The following is a 17,724-nucleotide window of genomic DNA, read 5'->3' on the forward strand; positions in this document are numbered from 1 at the left end:
CAGGGCAAGGGCTGGCGGGGGGAGCCAGGCAAAAAAAAGCGCGGACCTTTCGATCCGCGCCGCTGGTGCCGCCAAGGGGAGAGAGGACTTGGCGACACCGTTGCCTGCAATGCGTACCGACCAACGGTCGATACCTGCCGGGGCAGGTCACGACCGTTGGTCGTGACCCCCTTCAATCAGTACTTCAGGTTCTGCGACCAGTAGGTCTCGATCTGCTTGACCAGGTCGTCCGGCAGCGGCACGTAGTCGAGCTGCTTGGCCTGGGCGTCGCCGCTCTTGTAGATCCAGCGGAAGAACTCCTGGGTAGCCTTGGCGTTGGCCACGTTCTTGGGCTGCTTGCGGACCAGGATGAAGTTGGTGGCGGTGATCGGCCACGCGTTGGCGCCCGGGGCATTGGTCATGACCAGGTAGAAGTCCTTGGCGCTGGCCCAGTCGGCGCTGGCAGCGGCGGCGGCGAAGGTCTCGTCGCTCGGCAGCACGACCTTGCCCGATGCATTCTTCATCGCGGCGTAGGACATCTTGTTCTGCAGGGCATAGGACAGTTCGACGTAGCCGATGCCGCCCTTGATCTGCTTCACGTACGCGGCAACGCCTTCATTGCCCTTGCCGCCAATGCCGACCGGCCACTGGACCGAGGTGCCTTCACCGACCTTGCTCTTCCACTCCGGGTTGACCTTGGAGAGGTAGTTGACGAAGTTGAAGGTGGTGCCCGAACCGTCGGAGCGGTGCACGACGGTGATCTTACCGTCGGGCAGCTTCACGCCCGGGTTCAGCGCGGCGATCGCCGGGTCGTTCCAGGTCTTGATCTTGCCCAGGAAGATGTTGGCCAGGGTCGGACCATCCAGCTTCAGCGCGCCCGGGGCGACGCCGGCCACGTTGATCACCGGCACCACGCCGCCGATCACCGAAGGGAACTGGGCCAGGCCGGCGGCGGCCAGCTCTTCCGGCTTCAGCGGGGCATCGGACGAACCGAAATCAACGGTCGCGGCCTTGATCTGCGCGATACCGCCACCGGAACCGATGGACTGGTAGTTGACCTTCTTGCCGGTCGCGGTGCTGTAGTCGGCCGACCACTTGGACATGACCGGGTAGATGAACGAGGCGCCCGCGCCGGTCACATCGGCGGCATTGGCGGCGAACACGGACGACGCGGCGAGAACGGCAACGGCGGCGCGCGACTTGAAGGCGTGGATCACGGGGTGGCTCCTGGGATGGATGGTGGTGCGGGGTTTCCCGCCCGGTGCCTATTCCATAACGGTTCCGTGACAGCGCAGCGACTGTCACATTAAAGACATGTGACAGTCGCTGCGCTGTCCGCGCATTCCACCTCATCCCCGCGCCGTTGGCGCGCCCCCTTCAACAGGAAGGGGGCTCTCCACCAGTGAAAATATTGGCGTCGGTAGGGGCGGTCGTCAGACGACTGCCGTGAACGGTTCAACGCCCGGTGACGCAGGGAAACGGAAACAAAAAGGGGCGCAGCCCAAGCTGCGCCCCTCCATCACACATTTACCGCGAGACTTACCAGAAGAACTGCAGGCGCGCTTCCAGGATGTTCGGGTCGTCATTGACGAACGAACGGGTGGCCGAGCTGTACTTCTTGCTGTCCACCATCACGTAGTTCAGGGCGAACTTCGTGTTGGAGCGCCAGTAGTAGTTCACGCCCACAGTCCAGATGTCCATCTTGCCGCCCAGCACGCCGTCCACGATCGGCGGACGACCGGCGACCGGGTTGGCCAGCAGGTTGCCGTCGTCCAGGTTCATCGAGTCGTAGCGTGCGCCCAGCTGCCACATGCCACTGGCCGGCGCGTCCGGCAGGCCGGTGGTCGGCACGCCGCTCTTGTAGCCCCAGCTTTCGCCGGTGATGTTCCACAGGCCGCTGACGTAGTAGCCGTCGCTCTTGTAGTTGTCGTGCGCGTAACGCTTGGCCTTGCTGCTGTAATACTCACCCTGGGCCTTGAACGGGCCGGTGATGTACATCGCTTCGGCGCCGATCGTGCTGAGGCGGTCGGTGTCGGTCATGTTGCCGCTGTCGACCAGGCGCGCGGTGGCGAGGTCGGCATTCGGACGGGCGCGCACGCGCAGGGTGTCGGCGTCGGTGTCGTAGTCGACGTAGCTCAGGCCGAAGTGCAGGACCTGGCCCTTCTCGTTGATCGGCGCCCAGGTACCACGCGCGCCGTAGCCGCTGCCGTGGGCCAGGTTGCGGGTCAGCTCACGGCCGAACGCGCTGGCGGTGACCGACCAGTTGTTGTCGCCGATGCTGTAGGCGCCACCGAGGCGACGGGCCACGGCGTAGGTGTTGGTGACCGCGGCCTTGGAGATGAAGTCGTTGTTCTTGGTGCTGGACAGCTCTTCCAGGCTGTTGGGCTGCTTGAACTGGCCCAGCTGCACGAAGTGGTTGGCGTTGCCGGACAGCTTGTACTTGACGTTGGTGTCCAGGAACTTGTCGGCCTTGGCGTCGTAGCCGACCACCCATTCCACGTTGCCCGGGCCCTTGCCCTTGAGCACCAGCTCGGCGCGGCGCAGCTCGAACTCGCTGTCCTTGCCGTTGCCGGCGTCGCCACCGTTGAGGTCGGTCACATCGTTGTCGAACCAGTTGCCGTCGGCCTGGACCAGGCCTTCGAACGTGATCTCCGAGCCGCCGATCACGTCGATGGCCACTTCAGCGTGAGCGGCCGGCACGAACAGCGCAGCAGCCACGGCCGCAGTGAGGAGTTGGCGATGCAGTTTCATGGAAAGGAGCCTTGCAGGCAGGTGGGAAGATGCTGCGCAGGCTAATAAGTGAAGATTGCGTAAATATGACAGTTTCGGACAAAGCGGCCCCGGCCCCCACGCAGGCCATTGCTGGGGTTGCCAAAATTGCCTGAAACAGATGACTGCCCGGTTGCGCCCAGATGGCAGTCGCGGCCCGGGCTCAGGCGGCGGTTTTCTGCTTGAAACGGCACAGGTCGCGGATCACACACTGCGGGCAGTCCGGCTTGCGCGCCTTGCACACGTAGCGCCCGTGAAGGATCAGCCAGTGGTGCGCGTCCAGCAGGAACTCGGCCGGGATCACCTTGACCAGCAGGTCCTCGACCGCGCGCACGTCCTTGCCCGGCGCCAGGCCGGTACGGTTGGCGACCCGGAAGATGTGCGTGTCCACCGCCATCACCGGTTCGCCGAAGGCGGTGTTGAGCACCACGTTGGCGGTCTTGCGGCCGACCCCGGGCAGGGCTTCCAGCGCGGCGCGGTCGCGCGGCACTTCACCGCCGTGCAGCTCGATCAGCAGCCGGCACGCGGCGATCACGTTCTTCGCCTTCGCGTTGAACAGCCCGATGGTGGCGATGTACTTCTTCAGCCCGTCCTCGCCCAATGCCAGGATCGCCTGCGGCGTATTGGCAACGGGAAACAGCTTGCGCGTGGCCTTGTTGACGCCCACATCGGTGGCCTGCGCGGACAACGCGACGGCCACCAGCAGTTCGAACGGCGAGCTGTATTCCAGTTCCGTCTTCGGATGTGGATTGAGCTCGCGCAGCCGGGTGAACATCTCGACGACGTCGGCCTTGGGCATGCGCGCACTACGCGGGGCGGCTTTTGCAGCAATGGGCATCAGGGCAGCTTTCCGGCGGCCTTGGCCTTGGCGCGCGCGAGGATCGCGGCGGCGGCAGGCGGCAAGGCCGGTTTCTGTTCGGGGGTGGGGGCGGGTGGCGCACGCCGCGCATCCCGCTCGGCCGCGCGGCGGGCCAGCCGTTGCGCGCGCTGGCGGTAGCGCGTGCGCGCATCCCAGGCGCGCTGCACCTGTTGCTGGGCCTGCAGCAGGCGCGCGGGCAGTTCCGGGTGGTCCGGCAACAGCCGTGCGTCGCCCGGCCATGGCGCGTAGTCCATCAGGCCGGCGGCCAGCGCGGCATCGAGGTCGTCATCCAGCACCAGCATCAGCAGGCGGGCGGGCAGGGGTGTGTCGGTGTGCGACATGGCTCAGCGGTTCTGGAACACCGGCGGGCGCCGCGCCAGGAACGCCGACGTGCCTTCGCGCATGTCCTCGGTGGCGAACATCAGGCCGAACTGCACGCTCTCGTATTCCAGCCCTTCGCCGAGCGCGCATTCGCCGCCCACATGTACCGCGTCGAGAATGCCGCGCAGTGCGAGCGGGGCGGAGCGTGCCAACTGCGCGGCGAGTTCGCCGACGCGTGCGTCCAGCTGTTCGGCGGCCACCACCTCGTTGACGATGCCCAGCTGCAGGGCGCGCTGCGCGCTGATCGGCGTACCCAGCAGGCACAGCTCCAGGGTGGCGGCGCGACCGCACAGGCGCAGCAGCCGCTGGCTGCCGCCGAAGCCCGGCATCAGCCCCAGGTTGATCTCGGGTTGGCCCACGTTGGCGGTGTCGGCGGCCACCCGCAGATGGCAGGCCATGGCCAGCTCCAGGCCCCCGCCGAGGGCGAATCCGTTGATCCGAGCGATCACCGGTTTGCGCAGTCGTTCGATGCGGCGCATCAATCGCTGGCCCAGCAGGGAGAAGTCGCGTCCCTGAACCGGGGTCAGGCCGTTCATTTCGGCAATGTCGGCACCGGCCACGAAGGCCTTCGGGCCGGCCCCGGTAAGCACCACCACGCGCACCTGCGGGTCGTGGTCCGCCGCCTCGAAGGCCGCGTCCAGGGCCTCCAGCGTGGCCTGGTTGAGGGCATTGAGCTTGTCCGGGCGGTTGACGCTGACCCAGCGGATGGCGCCGTCGTCGATAATGGCAAGGGGGGCGTCGGCCACGGCGTGCTCCTCGGAAACGTTAAAAAAAAGTGATATTGAACCTTTGAAACAAAGGCAGGTCATAGCCTGCGTCGTTAGTGGCGGTTCAACGTTGCGGCGGCTATCCTAACCCGTCGCCTCAGGGCGGCCCAATGCGTCCTGAGTTACCACCCCTGGAGAAACGTTTGATGAAGTTGCGTTCTATCGCGGTCGCCGTCGCGGCCCTGGCCCTGACGGGCAATGCCTTCGCCCAGGACATCGCGTCCGAGAAGGGCAAGCTGAGCTATTACTTCGGTTACGACTACGGCAACAACCTGGCGGAGCTTACCGGTCGTGGCGAGCAGCTGGACATCAACTCGGTGGTGAAGGGCCTGCAGGATGCCTACGCCAAGAAGCAGCCGGCGATCACCGCCGACCAGTTGAAGCCGGCCGTCGAAGCCTTCCAGAAGCGTGAGCAGGCTCGTGCCCAGGCCGCCAAGGCCGAGTACGAAAAGGCTGCTGCCGAAAACAAGACCAAGAGCACCGCCTTCCTGACCGCCAACAAGGCCAAGGCCGGCGTGCAGGCGCTGCCGAGCGGCGTGCAGTACCGCATCGTCGAAGCCGGCAAGGGTGCCAAGCCCACCCAGGCCAGCACCGTGCAGCTGGAAGTGGCCGGTCCGTACCCGTTCGGCACCCGTCCGGCTGAAGCACGCCCGGCGCAGCAGATTCCGGCCATCAAGGTCAGCGAAGTCGAAATGAAGGCCATGCGCGAAGTACTGCTGCAGATGCCGGCGGGCTCGAAGTGGGAAGTCACCCTGCCGCCGGAACAGGCCTACGGTGCCGACCCGCGCACCCCGTTCCCGCCGAACGTGGCCGTGCAGTTCGAAATCAAGCTGGTCAGCGTCAAATAAGAAACGCCTGAAACACGAAACGCGCCGATGGAAACGTCGGCGCGTTTTTTTGTACCCGCGTTTCGCGCTACTGTTGCCCGGTGCATTCCATGGAAGACTCAACGCATGCGATACCCACGCCCTGCATCGGCATCTGTGCGCTCGATCGTGCGGGGGTGTGTACGGGCTGCCTGCGTACCCTTCACGAAATCGCGGGCTGGGGTGCCATGAGCCGCCAGCAGCAACGCGACGTCATGCAGCATACCTTGCCCCTGCGCGAACAACTGCGGCAATCGCTGCGTGGCACGCTGGCCGACCACGAGCGGTTGCTGCGCGCGCTGCATCCGCTGGATTCCCCGCCCGCCGGCGATGGCTGGAACCGCAGTGAGTTGATCGACCTGCTGCCGCCGGGTCCGCCGGTGGAAGCCGCCGTGCTGGCCGGCATCGTGCCGCGGCCCGGTGGCGCGCAGGTGATCCTGACCCGACGCACCGAAACCCTGCGCCAGCATGGCGGCCAGGTCGGCTTTCCGGGCGGGCGTACCGAAGCGGACGACCGCGACGCGGTCGCCGCCGCGCTGCGCGAGAGCCAGGAGGAAATCGCACTGCCGCCGGAACGCGTGCAGGCGCTGGGCTACCTGGACCCGTTCGTGACCATCACCGGTTACCGGGTGATGCCGGTGGTGGCGGTGATCGATCCCGCGTTCGTGCCGGTGGCGCAGCCCGATGAAGTTGCCGAAGTATTCGAAGTGCCGCTGGCGTACCTGATGGACCCGGCCAACCTGCACCAGGTCGAGATCGATCACCGCGGCCGCATCCGCCATGTGCTCGAATACGGCTGGCCCGGGCAGCGCATCTGGGGCGCCACCGCCGCCATTCTCTACAACCTGCGACGCCGCCTGGAGCAGCTCGAATGACTACCGCCTCGTCCCCCGGCTGGACCACGATCATCGACGTGGCCACGCTCGCCGCCGCGCTCGAACCGGGCGCGCCGCGCCTGCTCGATGCGCGCGCCACCGCCAGCGCGGCGCCGCGTGTACTCGACGCGCGCTTTTCGCTGGCCGACCCGCAATCGGGCGCGCAGGCGTACGCACAGGGACATCTGCCCGGCGCGCTGCGCGCCGACGTGAACCGCGACCTGGCCGACATGACGGTGGTGGGCCACGGACGCCACCCGTTGCCCGACAGCGAAGCCTTTGCCGCGACGCTGGGGCGCTGGGGCATCGGCCCGGAAACACAGGTGGTGGTCTACGACGGGGGCGACGGCAGCATGGCGGCGGCGCGTGCCTGGTGGCTGCTACGGCTGATCGGGCACACGCGGGTGGCGGTGCTCGATGGCGGCGTCGCGGCCTGGCAGGCGGCCGGGTTGCCGTTGACCACCAAGGTACCGGAGGTGGCGCCGGCGCCGGCCTATCCCGGGCGTTTCGACACGACGCAGGTCGCGTCGGTGGAGGAAATCGCCGCGCGCCTGAAGCATGCGCCGGGCTGGCTGTTGGATGCGCGTGCCGGGGAGCGCTTCCGTGGCGAGGTCGAGCCGCTGGATCCGGTGGCTGGGCATGTGCCGGGGGCCGTCAACCGGCCGTTTGGATTGAACGTGGCCGATGGGCGCCTGCGCCCGGCGGCAGACCTGCAGGCGGCGCTGCTGCCGCTGATCGGCACGCATGATCCGCAGCAGGTGGTGTTGATGTGCGGCTCGGGCGTGACCGCCTGCCATCTGCTGCTGGCCATGGAAGTGGCCGGTCTGCACGGCGCACGTATCTATGCCGATTCGTGGAGCGGGTGGGTGAGCGATTCAAGCCGACCGGTGGCCACGGGCGCGTGAGGGATCAAGGCAGCAGTGCGGTCAACGGAATTGCCGCCAACACCCGCGGCCACGGGAACAGCGGGCCCGGGTCGCGTTTGCGTGGGACGCGGCGTTCGGGATCGTCGGTCGCCACCTCTTCTCGGGTGTCCAGCTGTTCGTGGCCGGCGATGTGGTGCAGCGCCGGCAAGGAGTCGCAGAGGTGCTGCAGCAGGTCGATCAAGGCGGCGATCTGCGCGTCCGGATACGGTTCGTCCATCGCCTGGTGGCGCGAATCCAGCCAGTTCGGGTAGCGCCCGCTGTTGACCAGTTCGATGCCGATGGAGCGCGGGTTGTAGCCGCTCACGTGGTGCGCCACGCGCTCGACCGGCACGTACTCGACGATGCTGCCGTCGCGGTCGATGTAGTAATGCCCGCTGTTGCCGCTGCCGCTGTCGTACAACACGCGCTCGCCGTAGTCGCGCGCCATCGCCAGGTCCGGCAGTTCGGTGCAGTGGATCACCACCAGGTCCACATCCGCCGCCGCGCGCGGCGTGAGCTGTTCCACATAGGGCAGCGGCTGCAGGTCGATGCGGGGCAGGGCACGGTCGGGCATGCGGCGATGCTAGCATTCCGCCATGAGCGCTTACATCGATTCCCACGCGGTGCCGGCATGAGCCGCGGCCACTGCATCCTGTCCCACGGCTTTGAAAGCGGTCCGGACGCCACCAAGGTGACGGCACTGGCCGAGGTCGCGCAGCGGCTCGGCTGGACCCACGAACGCCCGGATTACACCGACCTGGACGCCCTGCGCGAGGTCAGCAGCGTGGGCGACGTGCGTGCGCGCCTGCAACGCCTGGTGGAACATGCCGCCGCTGCCGCCGCGCGCGGCCCCGTGGTGCTGGCCGGGTCCAGCCTGGGTGCCTACATCTCGGCCATCGCCTCGCTGCAGGTGCCGGTGCGCGGCCTGTTTCTGATGGTCCCGCCGACCCGCATGGGACCGATGCCCGCGCTGGACGCCGCGCCGGTGCCGACCAGCGTGGTCCATGCCTGGCATGACGAACTGATTCCCGCCGCCGACGTCATCGCCTGGGCGCAGGCCCGGTCGGCGCGGCTGCTGCTGGTCGACGACGGCCACCGCCTCAACCACCACGTGGACGCCTCGGCCCAGGCCTTCGAGGCCCTGCTGGCCACCCTCGCGTAGAGCGGGGCTCTGCCCCGCTGCAGAGGGCTCTGCCCCGCTGCGGAGGGCTCTGCCCCGCGGCTTTTCATCTGCCGGGCAGAGACCCGGCGCTACTGCCGGATACCTGCCGGGCAGAGACCTGGCTCTGCCGTACAATGACATCCCCGGCCCGACGGCTGGGCGCATCCCCGTGCCCGCCCGGCGCTCCCCCTCTTGCTGACCTGCGATACCGATCCCGTGAAATTCTTTGTTTCCTGCGCCAAGGGCCTGGAGTACCTGCTCGCCGATGAACTGCTGGCGCTCGGCCTGGACAAGGCCACCGCCACGATCTCCGGCGTGAACGCCGAAGGCGAGCTGCCGCAGGCGCTGAAGGTGGTGCTCTGGTCGCGCCTGGCCAGCCGGGTGCTGTGGCCGCTGACCGAATTCGACTGCCCCGACGAGGGCTCGCTGTACCAGGGCGTTTCGTCCATGGCCTGGGAGCAGCACATCAGCCCCGAGCTGACCCTGTCGGTGGACGCCCATGTGTCCGGGACCGAGATCACGCACGCGCGATTCGCCGCGCAGCGGGTCAAGGACGGCGTGGTCGACAGCCTGCGTTCGCAGGGCCTGGAGCGGCCGTCGGTGAACACCGAGTTCCCCGACGTGCGCATCAACCTGTCGCTGCGCAAGGGCCGGGCCACGATCTCGATCGACCTCGGCGGTGGCCCGATGCACCGCCGCGGCTGGCGCATGGCGCAGAACGAGGCGCCGCTGAAGGAAAACCTGGCCGCCGCCGTGCTGATGCGCGCCAACTGGCCGAAGATCCATGCCGAAGGCGGTGGCCTGCTCGACCCGATGTGCGGCAGCGGCACGCTGCTGATCGAAGGCGCGCTGATGGCCGCCGACGTGGCCCCGGGCCTGCAGCGCCACGGCAGCATTCCGCCGAGCCGCTGGCTGGGCTTCGATCGTGACGCCTGGAACGAGATGATGGCCGAGGCGCGCACCCGCGAGCAGGCCGGTCGCGCCGCGCTCAAGCAGGTCATCCACGGCAGCGATATCGACCCGCACGCGATCCGCGCCGCGAAGGAAAATGCGGAAACCGCCGGTGTCGCCGAGGCGATCTGGTTCGGTGTGCGCGACGTCGCCGACGTGCAGGTGCCGCCGCAGGACACCGGTTGCGTGGTGTGCAATCCCCCCTATGACGAACGCCTCGCCGCGGACGCGGTGCTGTATCGCCGTCTGGGCGATGCGCTCAAGCGCGCGGTGCCGCAGTGGCGCGCCAGCCTGCTGTGCGGCAGTGCCGAGCTGGCGTTCGCCACCGGTCTGCGCGCCGCCAAGAAGTACCAGCTGTTCAACGGTGCCATCGAGTGCGCGCTGATCGTCTGCGATCCGATTGCGGTGCCGCAGCGCGAGAACACCGGCCAGCCGCGTGAGCTCAGCGAAGGCGCGCAGATGGTGGCCAACCGGCTGCGCAAGAACATCAAGAAGTTCAAGAACTGGCGCGCCCGCGAGGCGATCACCTGCTACCGCGTGTACGACGCCGATCTTCCCGAGTACGCCGCCGCCATCGACGTCTACGAAGAGGATGCCGGCGCCCGCCGCACCTTCCTGCATGTGCAGGAATACGCGGCCCCGGCGACCATTCCGGACGTGGACGTGCGCCGCCGGCGCAACGAACTGCTGTCGGCCGCGCGCGAGGTGTTCCAGGTGCCGGCCGAGCAGGTGGCGCTGAAGTCGCGCGAGCGTGGCAAGGGCGGCAGCAAGTATGGCCGCTTCGAACAGCGCGGCGAGTTCGTGCTGGTGCGCGAGAACGATGCGCTGCTGCGGGTGAACCTGTTCGATTACCTCGACACCGGCCTGTTCCTGGACCACCGCCCGCTGCGCTGGCACATGGCCCAGGAGGCGATTGGCAAGCGCTTCCTCAACCTGTTCTGCTACACCGGCGTGGCCAGTGTGCAGGCGGCGGTGGCCGGTGCCGCCTCGACCACCAGCGTGGATCTGTCCGGCACCTACCTGCAGTGGTGTGCCGACAACCTGGCGTTGAACGGCAAGGGCGGCAGCCAGCACCAGCTGATCCAGGCCGACGCGTTGGCGTGGCTGGAGGCGGAGCGGCATCGTTTCGACGTGATCTTCTGCGATCCGCCGACCTTCTCCAATTCGGCGCGCGCCGAGGACTTCGATGTGCAGCGCGAACACGTGCGGCTGCTGCGCGCGGCGGTGGCCCGCCTGAGCCCGGAAGGCGTGCTGTACTTCTCCAACAACTTCCGACGTTTCAAGCTGGACGAAGAAGCGATCAAGGAGTTCGCCGAGTGCCGCGAGATCTCCGCCGACACCATCGGCGACGATTTCGAGCGCAACCCGCGCATCCATCGCGCGTGGGAACTGCGGCGGTTTACCGCCTGATCCGGGTGTGCCGACCAACGGTCGGCATGCACGTAGTGCCGGGCTCTGCCCGGCAATGCAACGCAGCCGGGCAGAGCCCGGCATTACAGCGCTGCGGCAACCAACCCCAGCACCGGCAGCACGCACGCCAGCGGCATCAACCAGCGCGGGCGCCACGGGTAGAGGCCGAACGCGATCACCAACCCGCTGATCGTCATCGCCCCCAACCACAGTACCGGGCCAGCGGCCCAGCCGTGATCGGCCACGCAGATGCCGAACGCCACGCCCAGCAACACCCAGCCCAGCGAGCGCCACAGCATGGGGCGTGCACGGGCGGCCGCCGCTTTGCCATGCAACTCCAACTGATGCTTTTCCATCGCCAGCGACAGCGCGGCAAACGCAGCGAAGCTCACGGTGATCGCCAGCAACATCATGCGCCGGCCTCCGCAGGCGCGCGTGCCGTAGCCGCCGCCGCAGCAGCGGCCTGACGCTTCTTCTTTTCGGCCGCACTCAGCGCCGGCTGCCAGCGCTGCATGCGCAGGCCGCAATAGGCCAGCATCGCACCGAAGGCGAGCATCACCAGATCGAAGCCGGCCAGCACCCAGTCGCCGTTGCGCAGCGTCACGCCCAGATGGGCATGGGTGGTGAGCGCATTGAGCAGCGGAATCAGCGCGAACATCGCGGCGCCCAGGTACAGCTGCCACGCCCACATCAGCCGCTTGGGCCAGAGGAAGGCGGCCAGCAGCGCGGCGCCCCAAGCATAGAAGAACACGCTGGCTTCGGCATCGGCGCGTTCGGCCAGCTGCACCGGCAGCAGCCGGTTGCCCCAGAAGTACGCGGCAAAGGCGATCGGCAGGCCGGCGACCGCGCCGATGTTGAGCGCATCGACCAGGCGCAATCCGAAGCCGATGCGGCCGGACTTGGCGTGCTTGGGGCGCTCCTTGACCGCCCACAACACCACGCCGCTGGCCACCATCAGGCAGCCGACCAGGCCGGACAGGAAGAACAGCGCACGCACTCCCCAGTCGGCGAACCGGGCGATGTGCAGGCCGTACATCACGCCCCGGGTCTGGGTGGCGCCGCCGGACACCGGGCTGCCCTCGATCAGCGCGCCGCTGACCGCGTTGTAGCGCAGCGACGGCGTGTCCACCGACAGACGCTTGCCGTCACGCTGGTAGATGTCGATGACCGCGTTGCCCGCGCCCGGGCGGAACACGGTGAAGCCGCTGACCTCGGCGCCCTTCCATTCGGCGCGCGCGCTGTCCAGCAACTGCTGCACCGGCAGCGACGGCGCGCGCCCCTCGGCCGGACCTTCCACGTCGGCCAGGCGCGCAAAGGCTTCGCTGAAGAAGGCGTCCGGGTCCTTGGGGTAGGCCACGTTCACGCCCCACGGCAGGTACATGAACATCAGCGTGACGATGCCGGTGTAGGTGATCATGGCGTGGTACGGCAGGGCCATGACCGCGCTGACGTTGTGGAAGTCCAGCCACGATCGCAGGCCCTTGTCCGGGCGGAAGGTGAAGAAGTCCTTGAAGATCTTCTTGTGGGTGATCACCCCGGTGATGATCGCCACCAGCATGAACATCGCGCAGAAGCCGACCAGATAGCGCGCCCACAGCACCGGGATGTAGTGCAGGTCGAAATGCAGCCGGTAGAAGAAGTCGCCCCCGCGCGTTTCGCGTGCCGCCACTTCCTGGCCGCTGGCCGGGTCCACCGTGGCGTCGCCGAAGCGACCACCGCCGCGGCGGCGCTTCTCGCCTTCGACCGGCGGCTTGACCATGGATTCGGGGTTGCGCCAGAACATGCGCATGGCCGGGTTGCGCGGGTCGGGCAGGGTCACGTTCCAGCTGTCGGCCTGCGGCGCCTTGTGCTCCAGGAACGCGAGCGCGCGCGCGGCAGCCACGTCGGCGTCCACGTGTGTGCGCGGCAGCTCCGGACGCATCCAGCGGCTGATTTCCTCGCGGTAGTAGCTCGCCGTACCGGCCATGAAGATCAGCAGCAGCAGCCAGCCCACCAGCAACCCGGTCCAGGTGTGCAGCCACGCCATCGACTGGCGGAATCCATTCTTCATGCGTGTGCTCCCAGCACGATCGTGCCCAGCCAGAACAGCGCCGTCGGCAGCGCGATACCCAGCCAGGCGCGCAGGGCGGTGCGCGTGGCGAAGGCCCACAACGCCGCGCAGGCACACAGCACGATGGCCACCAGCATGCCGGTCAACACCGCCTGCGCGCGCGGGATCGGCAGGGCGACGGCGAAGAACATCGAACACGTTGCCGCCAGTGCGTAGCCGCCGACGATGGCGGCCAGCGTGCGTGACAGCACGCCCAGCCAGGGAGGGGCGAGGTACCGTCCGAAACGGTTCAACCAGCGGGCGTCAGGCGTGCTTTCCACAGGTTCCTGCAATGTCGGGTCCTGCAACGGGCGTCAGCGGCAAGGGCCGATGACGGGTGATAAGTGGCCGTCCTTGGCCCAGCCACCGCACGTAACGGTGGTTTCCCTGGAGAACGTCGCGCCCCGGTGTGCGCGCAGCGCGGTGCGGCCCATCGAGGGGGCGCGTGCGCAGGAGCGGTTCCGGGGGTGCGGCTGAGCGTGCAGCAGATTCGGTAATGATAGGCATTATCATTTGCGAGGGCAAGCAGGATCGATGGCTTCGCTGCGATACTGGGGGCATGAACGAAGCAGAGCATTGGCTGGAAAGCGGTGGGACGTTGCCTGACCGCGCGGGATGCGATCCTGCCGCGCTGGCGCACGACGAGGCCTGGTGGGACCAGGTGCGAGCCCTGTACGCGCTGACCGACGAGGTGGTGATGCTCGACAACGGCTACTGGGGCGCGATGGCCAACCCGGTCATGCAGGCCTACCAGCAGGCCACGGTCACGGTGAACGAGGGCAACGCCTGGTTCGGGCGGCGTACCTTCCCGGCGCTGTTCGAACAGGCGCGCGCGCAGTTGGCGCAGGTGCTGGGCGTGGAGACCGACGAGATCGTGCTGACCCGGGGGGCGACCGAGGCGATGCAGCTGTTGATCGGCGGCTATCGCCGGCTCGCGCCCGGGGATGGCGTGCTGTATGCCGACATCGACTACGACAGCATGGTCAGTGCGATGCAGTGGCTGCAGCAGCGCCGTGGCGTGGAGGTGCAGCGCATTGCATTGCCCGAGCCCTTCGACCACGACGGCATCATCGATGCCTACCGCCAGGCCCTGGCGCGCTATCCGCGCACGCGGCTGCTGCTGCTCACCCAGGTCAACCACCGCAACGGCATGCTGCTGCCGGTGGCGGAGATCTGCGCGCTGGCCCGCGCGGCGGGCGTGGACGTGGTCCTCGATGCGGCCCACGGCATCGGCCAGGTGGACACGCCGCTGCGCGCGCTGGGCGCGGACTTCGTCGGCATCAACCTGCACAAGTGGTTTGGTGCACCGGTCGGCCTGGGCGCCATGTACGTGCGGCGGGGACGCGTGCGCGACCTGGACCCGTACATGGGGGAGCCGGACCATGACGACATCCGCACCCGGCTGCATACCGGCACGGTCAATTTCGCGGCCTGCATGGCGCTGCCGGTGGCGCTGGCGCTGCACCAGCGCATCGGCGTGGCGAACAAGCGCGCGCGGCTGCTGCGCCTGCGCAATCAATGGTTGGAGGCGCTGCGCGACGACGCGCGGGTGCAGCTGCTGGCCAGTGCGGACCCGCGCCTGTCCAGCGCGATTGCCGCGTTCCGGCTGCAGGGTCAGCTGGGCATGGACGCCAACACGGCCACCGCCGAACGCATGCTCGCGCAGTCACGCGTGTTCGTGGTGGCGCGCGAGGGCCTGGCCTCCGGTGCCTGCCTGCGCGTCACCCCGGGCATCTTCAGTACGCCGGCGCAGATCGACGCGCTGGTGCAGGCGGTACGCGCGGTGGCGGGGTAGCGCGGCGGGCGACGCGCGACACCTGGGCTCAGCGCGCCGCGCAGGCCCGGGTGATGTCGTCGTTGATGCGTTCCGGCGTCGGGCGGCCGAATATCTGGCTGATCTCGCGGCGCGCGCGCAGTTCTTCGCACTGCTCGGGATTGGCTGCGCCGTCGATCACCGAACCGCGCACCGCAGGCTGGCCGCGCCCGGCATCGGCCTGCATGCGGCGGCGCGCCTGGTACAACTCTCGCTCGGCGCGGGTGCGCTCTTCCCAGGTGAGCTTGGGGTCCCGGGTGATGGGCCGGGTCACGCCGGTGTCGTGCTCGGGTGCGCAGGGCACGGTCTGGTAGATGGTCTGGCCATTGGCCAGGCACTTGTATACGCGCCCGGCATGGGCATTGCCGGCCAGCGCGCACAGCGCCAGCATCACGATCGTCCTTCGCATGGTTCCCCCGGTGGGCCACTCCAGCCCTGAATGCGCGGCAGAATACGCGAACCCCGTCGCAAAAACACCCGGTCAAACTGTCAACCGGCGGTCCCGGAGGTGACGACCAACGGTATGCCCGCCAAGGCCGGGCACCCTTCGGGCCGTCGGGTCCGACGTTAGGAACGGCGACGCCGTTCCTTGCGTCACCTACCAGTGCATCCACACCGTGAGTGCATGCAGCAGCAATCCGATCAACCCACCCACCAGCGTGCCGTTGAAGCGGATGAACTGCAGGTCGCGGCCAACGCTCAGTTCCAGCTGTTCCACCAGGTGGCGCTCGTCCCAGCCCTTCACCGTCTGCGCGATATGCGTGGTGACCCCGTCGCGCAGGCGGCTGGTCAGGCGTTCGGCGCCGTCCATCAGGTGCTGGTTGAGCGCCTCGCGCAGCGAAGGGTCGTCCTGCAGCGCCTGGCCGATCTTCGCCAGGCTGCGGTGCAGGTAGCCCGCCAGCGCCGAGTCCTCGCGCGACAGGTCGGCCCGCAGGCTGGCGTGGATGCGGGCCCATAGGCCCTGCACGTAGTCCTGCACGGCCGGATGGTCGATGACCTGCTGCTTGAGCTGGTCGACCTTCTCGGCCAGCGCCGGGTCGCTGCGCAGGCGCTGGATGTAGTCGCCCAGCCAGGTCTCGTAGTCGCGCCGCAGCGGGTGAGCGGGTTCGGCCAGAATCTGCTGCAGTTCGGCCAGCACCGCATGCGCCATCCGTTCGGCCAGGCTGTCGCCGATCTCGTCGATCGGCTTGACCCAGTTCACCGTGCTGGCCAGCTTCGGCCACTCGCGCTGGATGTAACGCACGATCAGCTCGGACGCGCGCTGTTTGACCGTCTCGTTGTCCAGCCACTCGCTGATCCGGGTGAGGCCTTCATCGAGCACGCGCTGGTGGCGGTTGTCGGCGGTCAGCAGCCCCAGCAGTTCGCCGGCGGTGGCCGCGGCGTTCCACTGGCGCAGCTGCTCCACCACGAATGCCTGGATGCTGCGCCGGACCGCCGCCTCGTCCAGGAAGTCCAGCGCCTGCAGCGCCCAGCCGCGCGCCATGTCGGCCAGCAGCCGCGAACGGGCCGGGTCGGCCAGCCAGCTGCCCAGCCGGCTGGCCGGGTCGAAGACCTGCAGCCGCGCCAGCAGTGCCTGCGGTTCCAGGAACTGGTCGCGCACGAACACCGCCAGACTGTCGGCGATGCGCTCCTTGCTGTGCGGGATGATCGCGGTATGCGGAATCGGCAGGCCCAGCGGGCGGCGGAACAGCGCCACCACTGCAAACCAGTCCGCCAGCGCACCGACTGCCGCGGCCTCGCAGAACGCCGATACCCAGGCCCAGATGCCGCGTTCGCCCTGCAGGTGGCTGATGACGAAACCGGCCAGCATGGCCAGCAGCATCGCCAGGGCGATGGCCTTGAGGCGGCGCAGCTGCGCGCGGCGGGGGTCGATCGGGGGCGTGTAATTCATGCTCCAAGTCTACCCAGCGTCGAATGACGACGCGGTAGTGCCGGCCCATGGCCGGCAACCACGAATTCTCCGCCGAAGTCTATTGCGGTTGCCACCCATGGGGTGGCACTACGCCACTTCGCCAATCTGTCGGCGAAGTGACGTCAACTGCCTGCGCAGCGCGTCGTTTTCCAGGGTCAGCGCAATCACCCGCTGGCGCAGCTCGGCCGGCCCTTCGCCCAGCGCGTTGAGCGCGTCGGCGACCTCGGCTTCGCGGCTGGCGTCGATCTCCAGTTCCTCGTCGGCGCTGTGCAGCACCTCCTGCACCGGCTTGCGCGGCTTGCGCTTGGCCTCGCGGACGCGCTTGGCGGCCTGCTTCAGTTCGTCCTTGCCGGCCACGGCGGCCGCGCGCTGTTCATCTTCCGGCAGCGCGGCCACGGCGGCCGCGGCGCTGATCGAGATCACGCCGCTCTTGACCGCCTCCACCAGCTCGGGCGCCGCCTGCTTGTGGATGCGCTCGATCATCGTCACCTGGCTGCTGCTCAGCCGGGCTTCGCGCGCCATGTCGGCGCGGCTCACCTTGGTGGCCGGTGCCCACGGCGGGCTGTCTTCATCGCCTTCCGGCGTGGCATCGGTAGCGTCGCCGTCGCTTTCCTTCTGCAGCTGCGCCTGCTCGGCGCGGTGGCGTTCGGCCAGGATGTCGCGCTTGCGCAGCGCCAGCACGCCGCGCTGGAAGTCGGACACGCTGCGCCGGCCCAGGTGCTGCTCGATCATCCACAGGTGCACGTCGTCCATCGACTGGAAACGGGTGTTCTGCACGGTCTGGAACGGCAGGTCGTGCTTCTGGCAGATGCCGTAGCGGTTGTGCCCATCCACCAGCACATCGTTCCACAGCACCAGCGCGTCGCGGCAACCCTCGGCCAGGATGCTGCGCTCCAGCGCGTCGTGTTCGTCGGCGGTGAGCGGATCGATGTAGGCCTTGAGTTCTTCTTTGACGACGATGTCCATGCAATCCGGGAGGCGAGCGG

At 68.1% G+C, this 17,724-nt stretch carries 18 protein-coding genes; 6 read left to right on the plus strand and 12 right to left on the minus strand.

Features of this window, described 5'->3' with window-relative positions:
* Positions 1–176: 176 nt before the first annotated feature.
* The 5 genes from pstS to ACOZHM_RS14850 form a co-directional block, all read right to left on the minus strand.
* A complete protein-coding gene (gene pstS, locus ACOZHM_RS14830) occupies positions 177–1,196 on the minus strand; it encodes a phosphate ABC transporter substrate-binding protein PstS (RefSeq protein WP_421570081.1) in 1,020 nt (339 codons plus the stop codon).
* A gap of 322 nt (positions 1,197–1,518) precedes the next feature.
* The gene (locus ACOZHM_RS14835) at positions 1,519–2,730 is read right to left on the minus strand and encodes an OprO/OprP family phosphate-selective porin (protein WP_421570082.1); all 1,212 of its coding nucleotides are present in this window, start codon (positions 2,728–2,730) and stop codon (positions 1,519–1,521) included.
* Between the two features lie 181 nt (positions 2,731–2,911).
* Positions 2,912–3,586 (minus strand): endonuclease III, encoded by a 675-nt coding sequence (nth, locus tag ACOZHM_RS14840; RefSeq protein ID WP_421570083.1) that lies wholly within the window; start codon positions 3,584–3,586, stop codon positions 2,912–2,914.
* On the minus strand, positions 3,586–3,948 hold the full coding sequence (locus ACOZHM_RS14845; RefSeq protein WP_421570084.1) for a hypothetical protein: 363 nt from the start codon (positions 3,946–3,948) through the stop codon (positions 3,586–3,588). Before ACOZHM_RS14845 ends, nth begins: the two co-directional genes overlap by 1 nt.
* A gap of 3 nt (positions 3,949–3,951) precedes the next feature.
* Positions 3,952–4,734 (minus strand): enoyl-CoA hydratase/isomerase family protein, encoded by a 783-nt coding sequence (locus ACOZHM_RS14850; protein ID WP_421570085.1) that lies wholly within the window; start codon positions 4,732–4,734, stop codon positions 3,952–3,954.
* 167 nt (positions 4,735–4,901) lie between these two features.
* Between ACOZHM_RS14850 and ACOZHM_RS14855 the strand changes: the two genes are divergently transcribed.
* The 3 genes from ACOZHM_RS14855 (at position 4,902) to ACOZHM_RS14865 (ending at position 7,401) form a co-directional block, all read left to right on the plus strand.
* The gene (locus ACOZHM_RS14855) at positions 4,902–5,603 is read left to right on the plus strand and encodes an FKBP-type peptidyl-prolyl cis-trans isomerase N-terminal domain-containing protein (RefSeq protein WP_421570086.1); all 702 of its coding nucleotides are present in this window, start codon (positions 4,902–4,904) and stop codon (positions 5,601–5,603) included.
* Between the two features lie 89 nt (positions 5,604–5,692).
* A complete protein-coding gene (locus ACOZHM_RS14860; RefSeq protein ID WP_421570087.1) occupies positions 5,693–6,496 on the plus strand; it encodes a CoA pyrophosphatase in 804 nt (267 codons plus the stop codon).
* Complete coding sequence (locus ACOZHM_RS14865) at positions 6,493–7,401, plus strand: sulfurtransferase (RefSeq protein ID WP_421570088.1); 909 nt, start codon at positions 6,493–6,495, stop codon at positions 7,399–7,401. Before ACOZHM_RS14860 ends, ACOZHM_RS14865 begins: the two co-directional genes overlap by 4 nt.
* A gap of 4 nt (positions 7,402–7,405) precedes the next feature.
* Here ACOZHM_RS14865 and ACOZHM_RS14870 read toward each other — a convergent pair whose 3' ends face one another.
* Complete coding sequence (locus ACOZHM_RS14870; RefSeq protein ID WP_421570089.1) at positions 7,406–7,975, minus strand: N-acetylmuramoyl-L-alanine amidase; 570 nt, start codon at positions 7,973–7,975, stop codon at positions 7,406–7,408.
* Positions 7,976–8,032: 57 nt separating this feature from the next.
* Between ACOZHM_RS14870 and ACOZHM_RS14875 the strand changes: the two genes are divergently transcribed.
* The gene (locus ACOZHM_RS14875) at positions 8,033–8,563 is read left to right on the plus strand and encodes a hypothetical protein (RefSeq protein WP_421570090.1); all 531 of its coding nucleotides are present in this window, start codon (positions 8,033–8,035) and stop codon (positions 8,561–8,563) included.
* Between the two features lie 216 nt (positions 8,564–8,779).
* Positions 8,780–10,924, plus strand: a complete 2,145-nt coding sequence (rlmKL, locus tag ACOZHM_RS14880) for a bifunctional 23S rRNA (guanine(2069)-N(7))-methyltransferase RlmK/23S rRNA (guanine(2445)-N(2))-methyltransferase RlmL (RefSeq protein ID WP_421570091.1) — start codon at positions 8,780–8,782, stop codon at positions 10,922–10,924.
* Between the two features lie 83 nt (positions 10,925–11,007).
* Here the strand turns inward: rlmKL and ACOZHM_RS14885 are convergent, their stop codons facing one another.
* Genes ACOZHM_RS14885 through ACOZHM_RS14895 form a run of 3 tightly spaced genes read right to left on the minus strand, consistent with a single transcriptional unit; the run spans position 11,008 to position 13,294 of the window.
* Positions 11,008–11,337, minus strand: coding sequence for a DUF3325 domain-containing protein (locus ACOZHM_RS14885; protein WP_421570092.1), 330 nt, complete (start codon positions 11,335–11,337; stop codon positions 11,008–11,010).
* Positions 11,334–12,974, minus strand: coding sequence for a PepSY-associated TM helix domain-containing protein (locus tag ACOZHM_RS14890; RefSeq protein ID WP_421570093.1), 1,641 nt, complete (start codon positions 12,972–12,974; stop codon positions 11,334–11,336). Before ACOZHM_RS14890 ends, ACOZHM_RS14885 begins: the two co-directional genes overlap by 4 nt.
* Positions 12,971–13,294, minus strand: coding sequence for a DUF3649 domain-containing protein (locus tag ACOZHM_RS14895; protein WP_421570094.1), 324 nt, complete (start codon positions 13,292–13,294; stop codon positions 12,971–12,973). Before ACOZHM_RS14895 ends, ACOZHM_RS14890 begins: the two co-directional genes overlap by 4 nt.
* A gap of 278 nt (positions 13,295–13,572) precedes the next feature.
* On the opposite strand from ACOZHM_RS14895, the gene ACOZHM_RS14900 reads away from it, so the two are divergent.
* Positions 13,573–14,808 carry an aminotransferase class V-fold PLP-dependent enzyme gene (locus ACOZHM_RS14900; RefSeq protein WP_421570095.1) on the plus strand — a complete coding sequence of 412 codons (1,236 nt, stop codon included), beginning with the start codon at positions 13,573–13,575 and terminating at the stop codon, positions 14,806–14,808.
* Between the two features lie 28 nt (positions 14,809–14,836).
* On the opposite strand, the gene ACOZHM_RS14905 is transcribed toward ACOZHM_RS14900, so the two are convergent.
* The 3 genes from ACOZHM_RS14905 to ACOZHM_RS14915 form a co-directional block, all read right to left on the minus strand.
* Positions 14,837–15,235 (minus strand): DUF4124 domain-containing protein, encoded by a 399-nt coding sequence (locus ACOZHM_RS14905; protein ID WP_421570096.1) that lies wholly within the window; start codon positions 15,233–15,235, stop codon positions 14,837–14,839.
* A gap of 189 nt (positions 15,236–15,424) precedes the next feature.
* Positions 15,425–16,717, minus strand: a complete 1,293-nt coding sequence (locus tag ACOZHM_RS14910) for a DUF445 domain-containing protein (protein ID WP_421570097.1) — start codon at positions 16,715–16,717, stop codon at positions 15,425–15,427.
* Positions 16,718–16,825: 108 nt separating this feature from the next.
* Positions 16,826–17,704 carry a plasmid replication/partition related protein gene (locus ACOZHM_RS14915; protein WP_421570098.1) on the minus strand — a complete coding sequence of 293 codons (879 nt, stop codon included), beginning with the start codon at positions 17,702–17,704 and terminating at the stop codon, positions 16,826–16,828.
* Positions 17,705–17,724 lie beyond the last annotated feature (20 nt).

The organism is Stenotrophomonas sp. PD6 (assembly GCF_049199305.1).
Lineage (GTDB): Bacteria > Pseudomonadota > Gammaproteobacteria > Xanthomonadales > Xanthomonadaceae > Stenotrophomonas.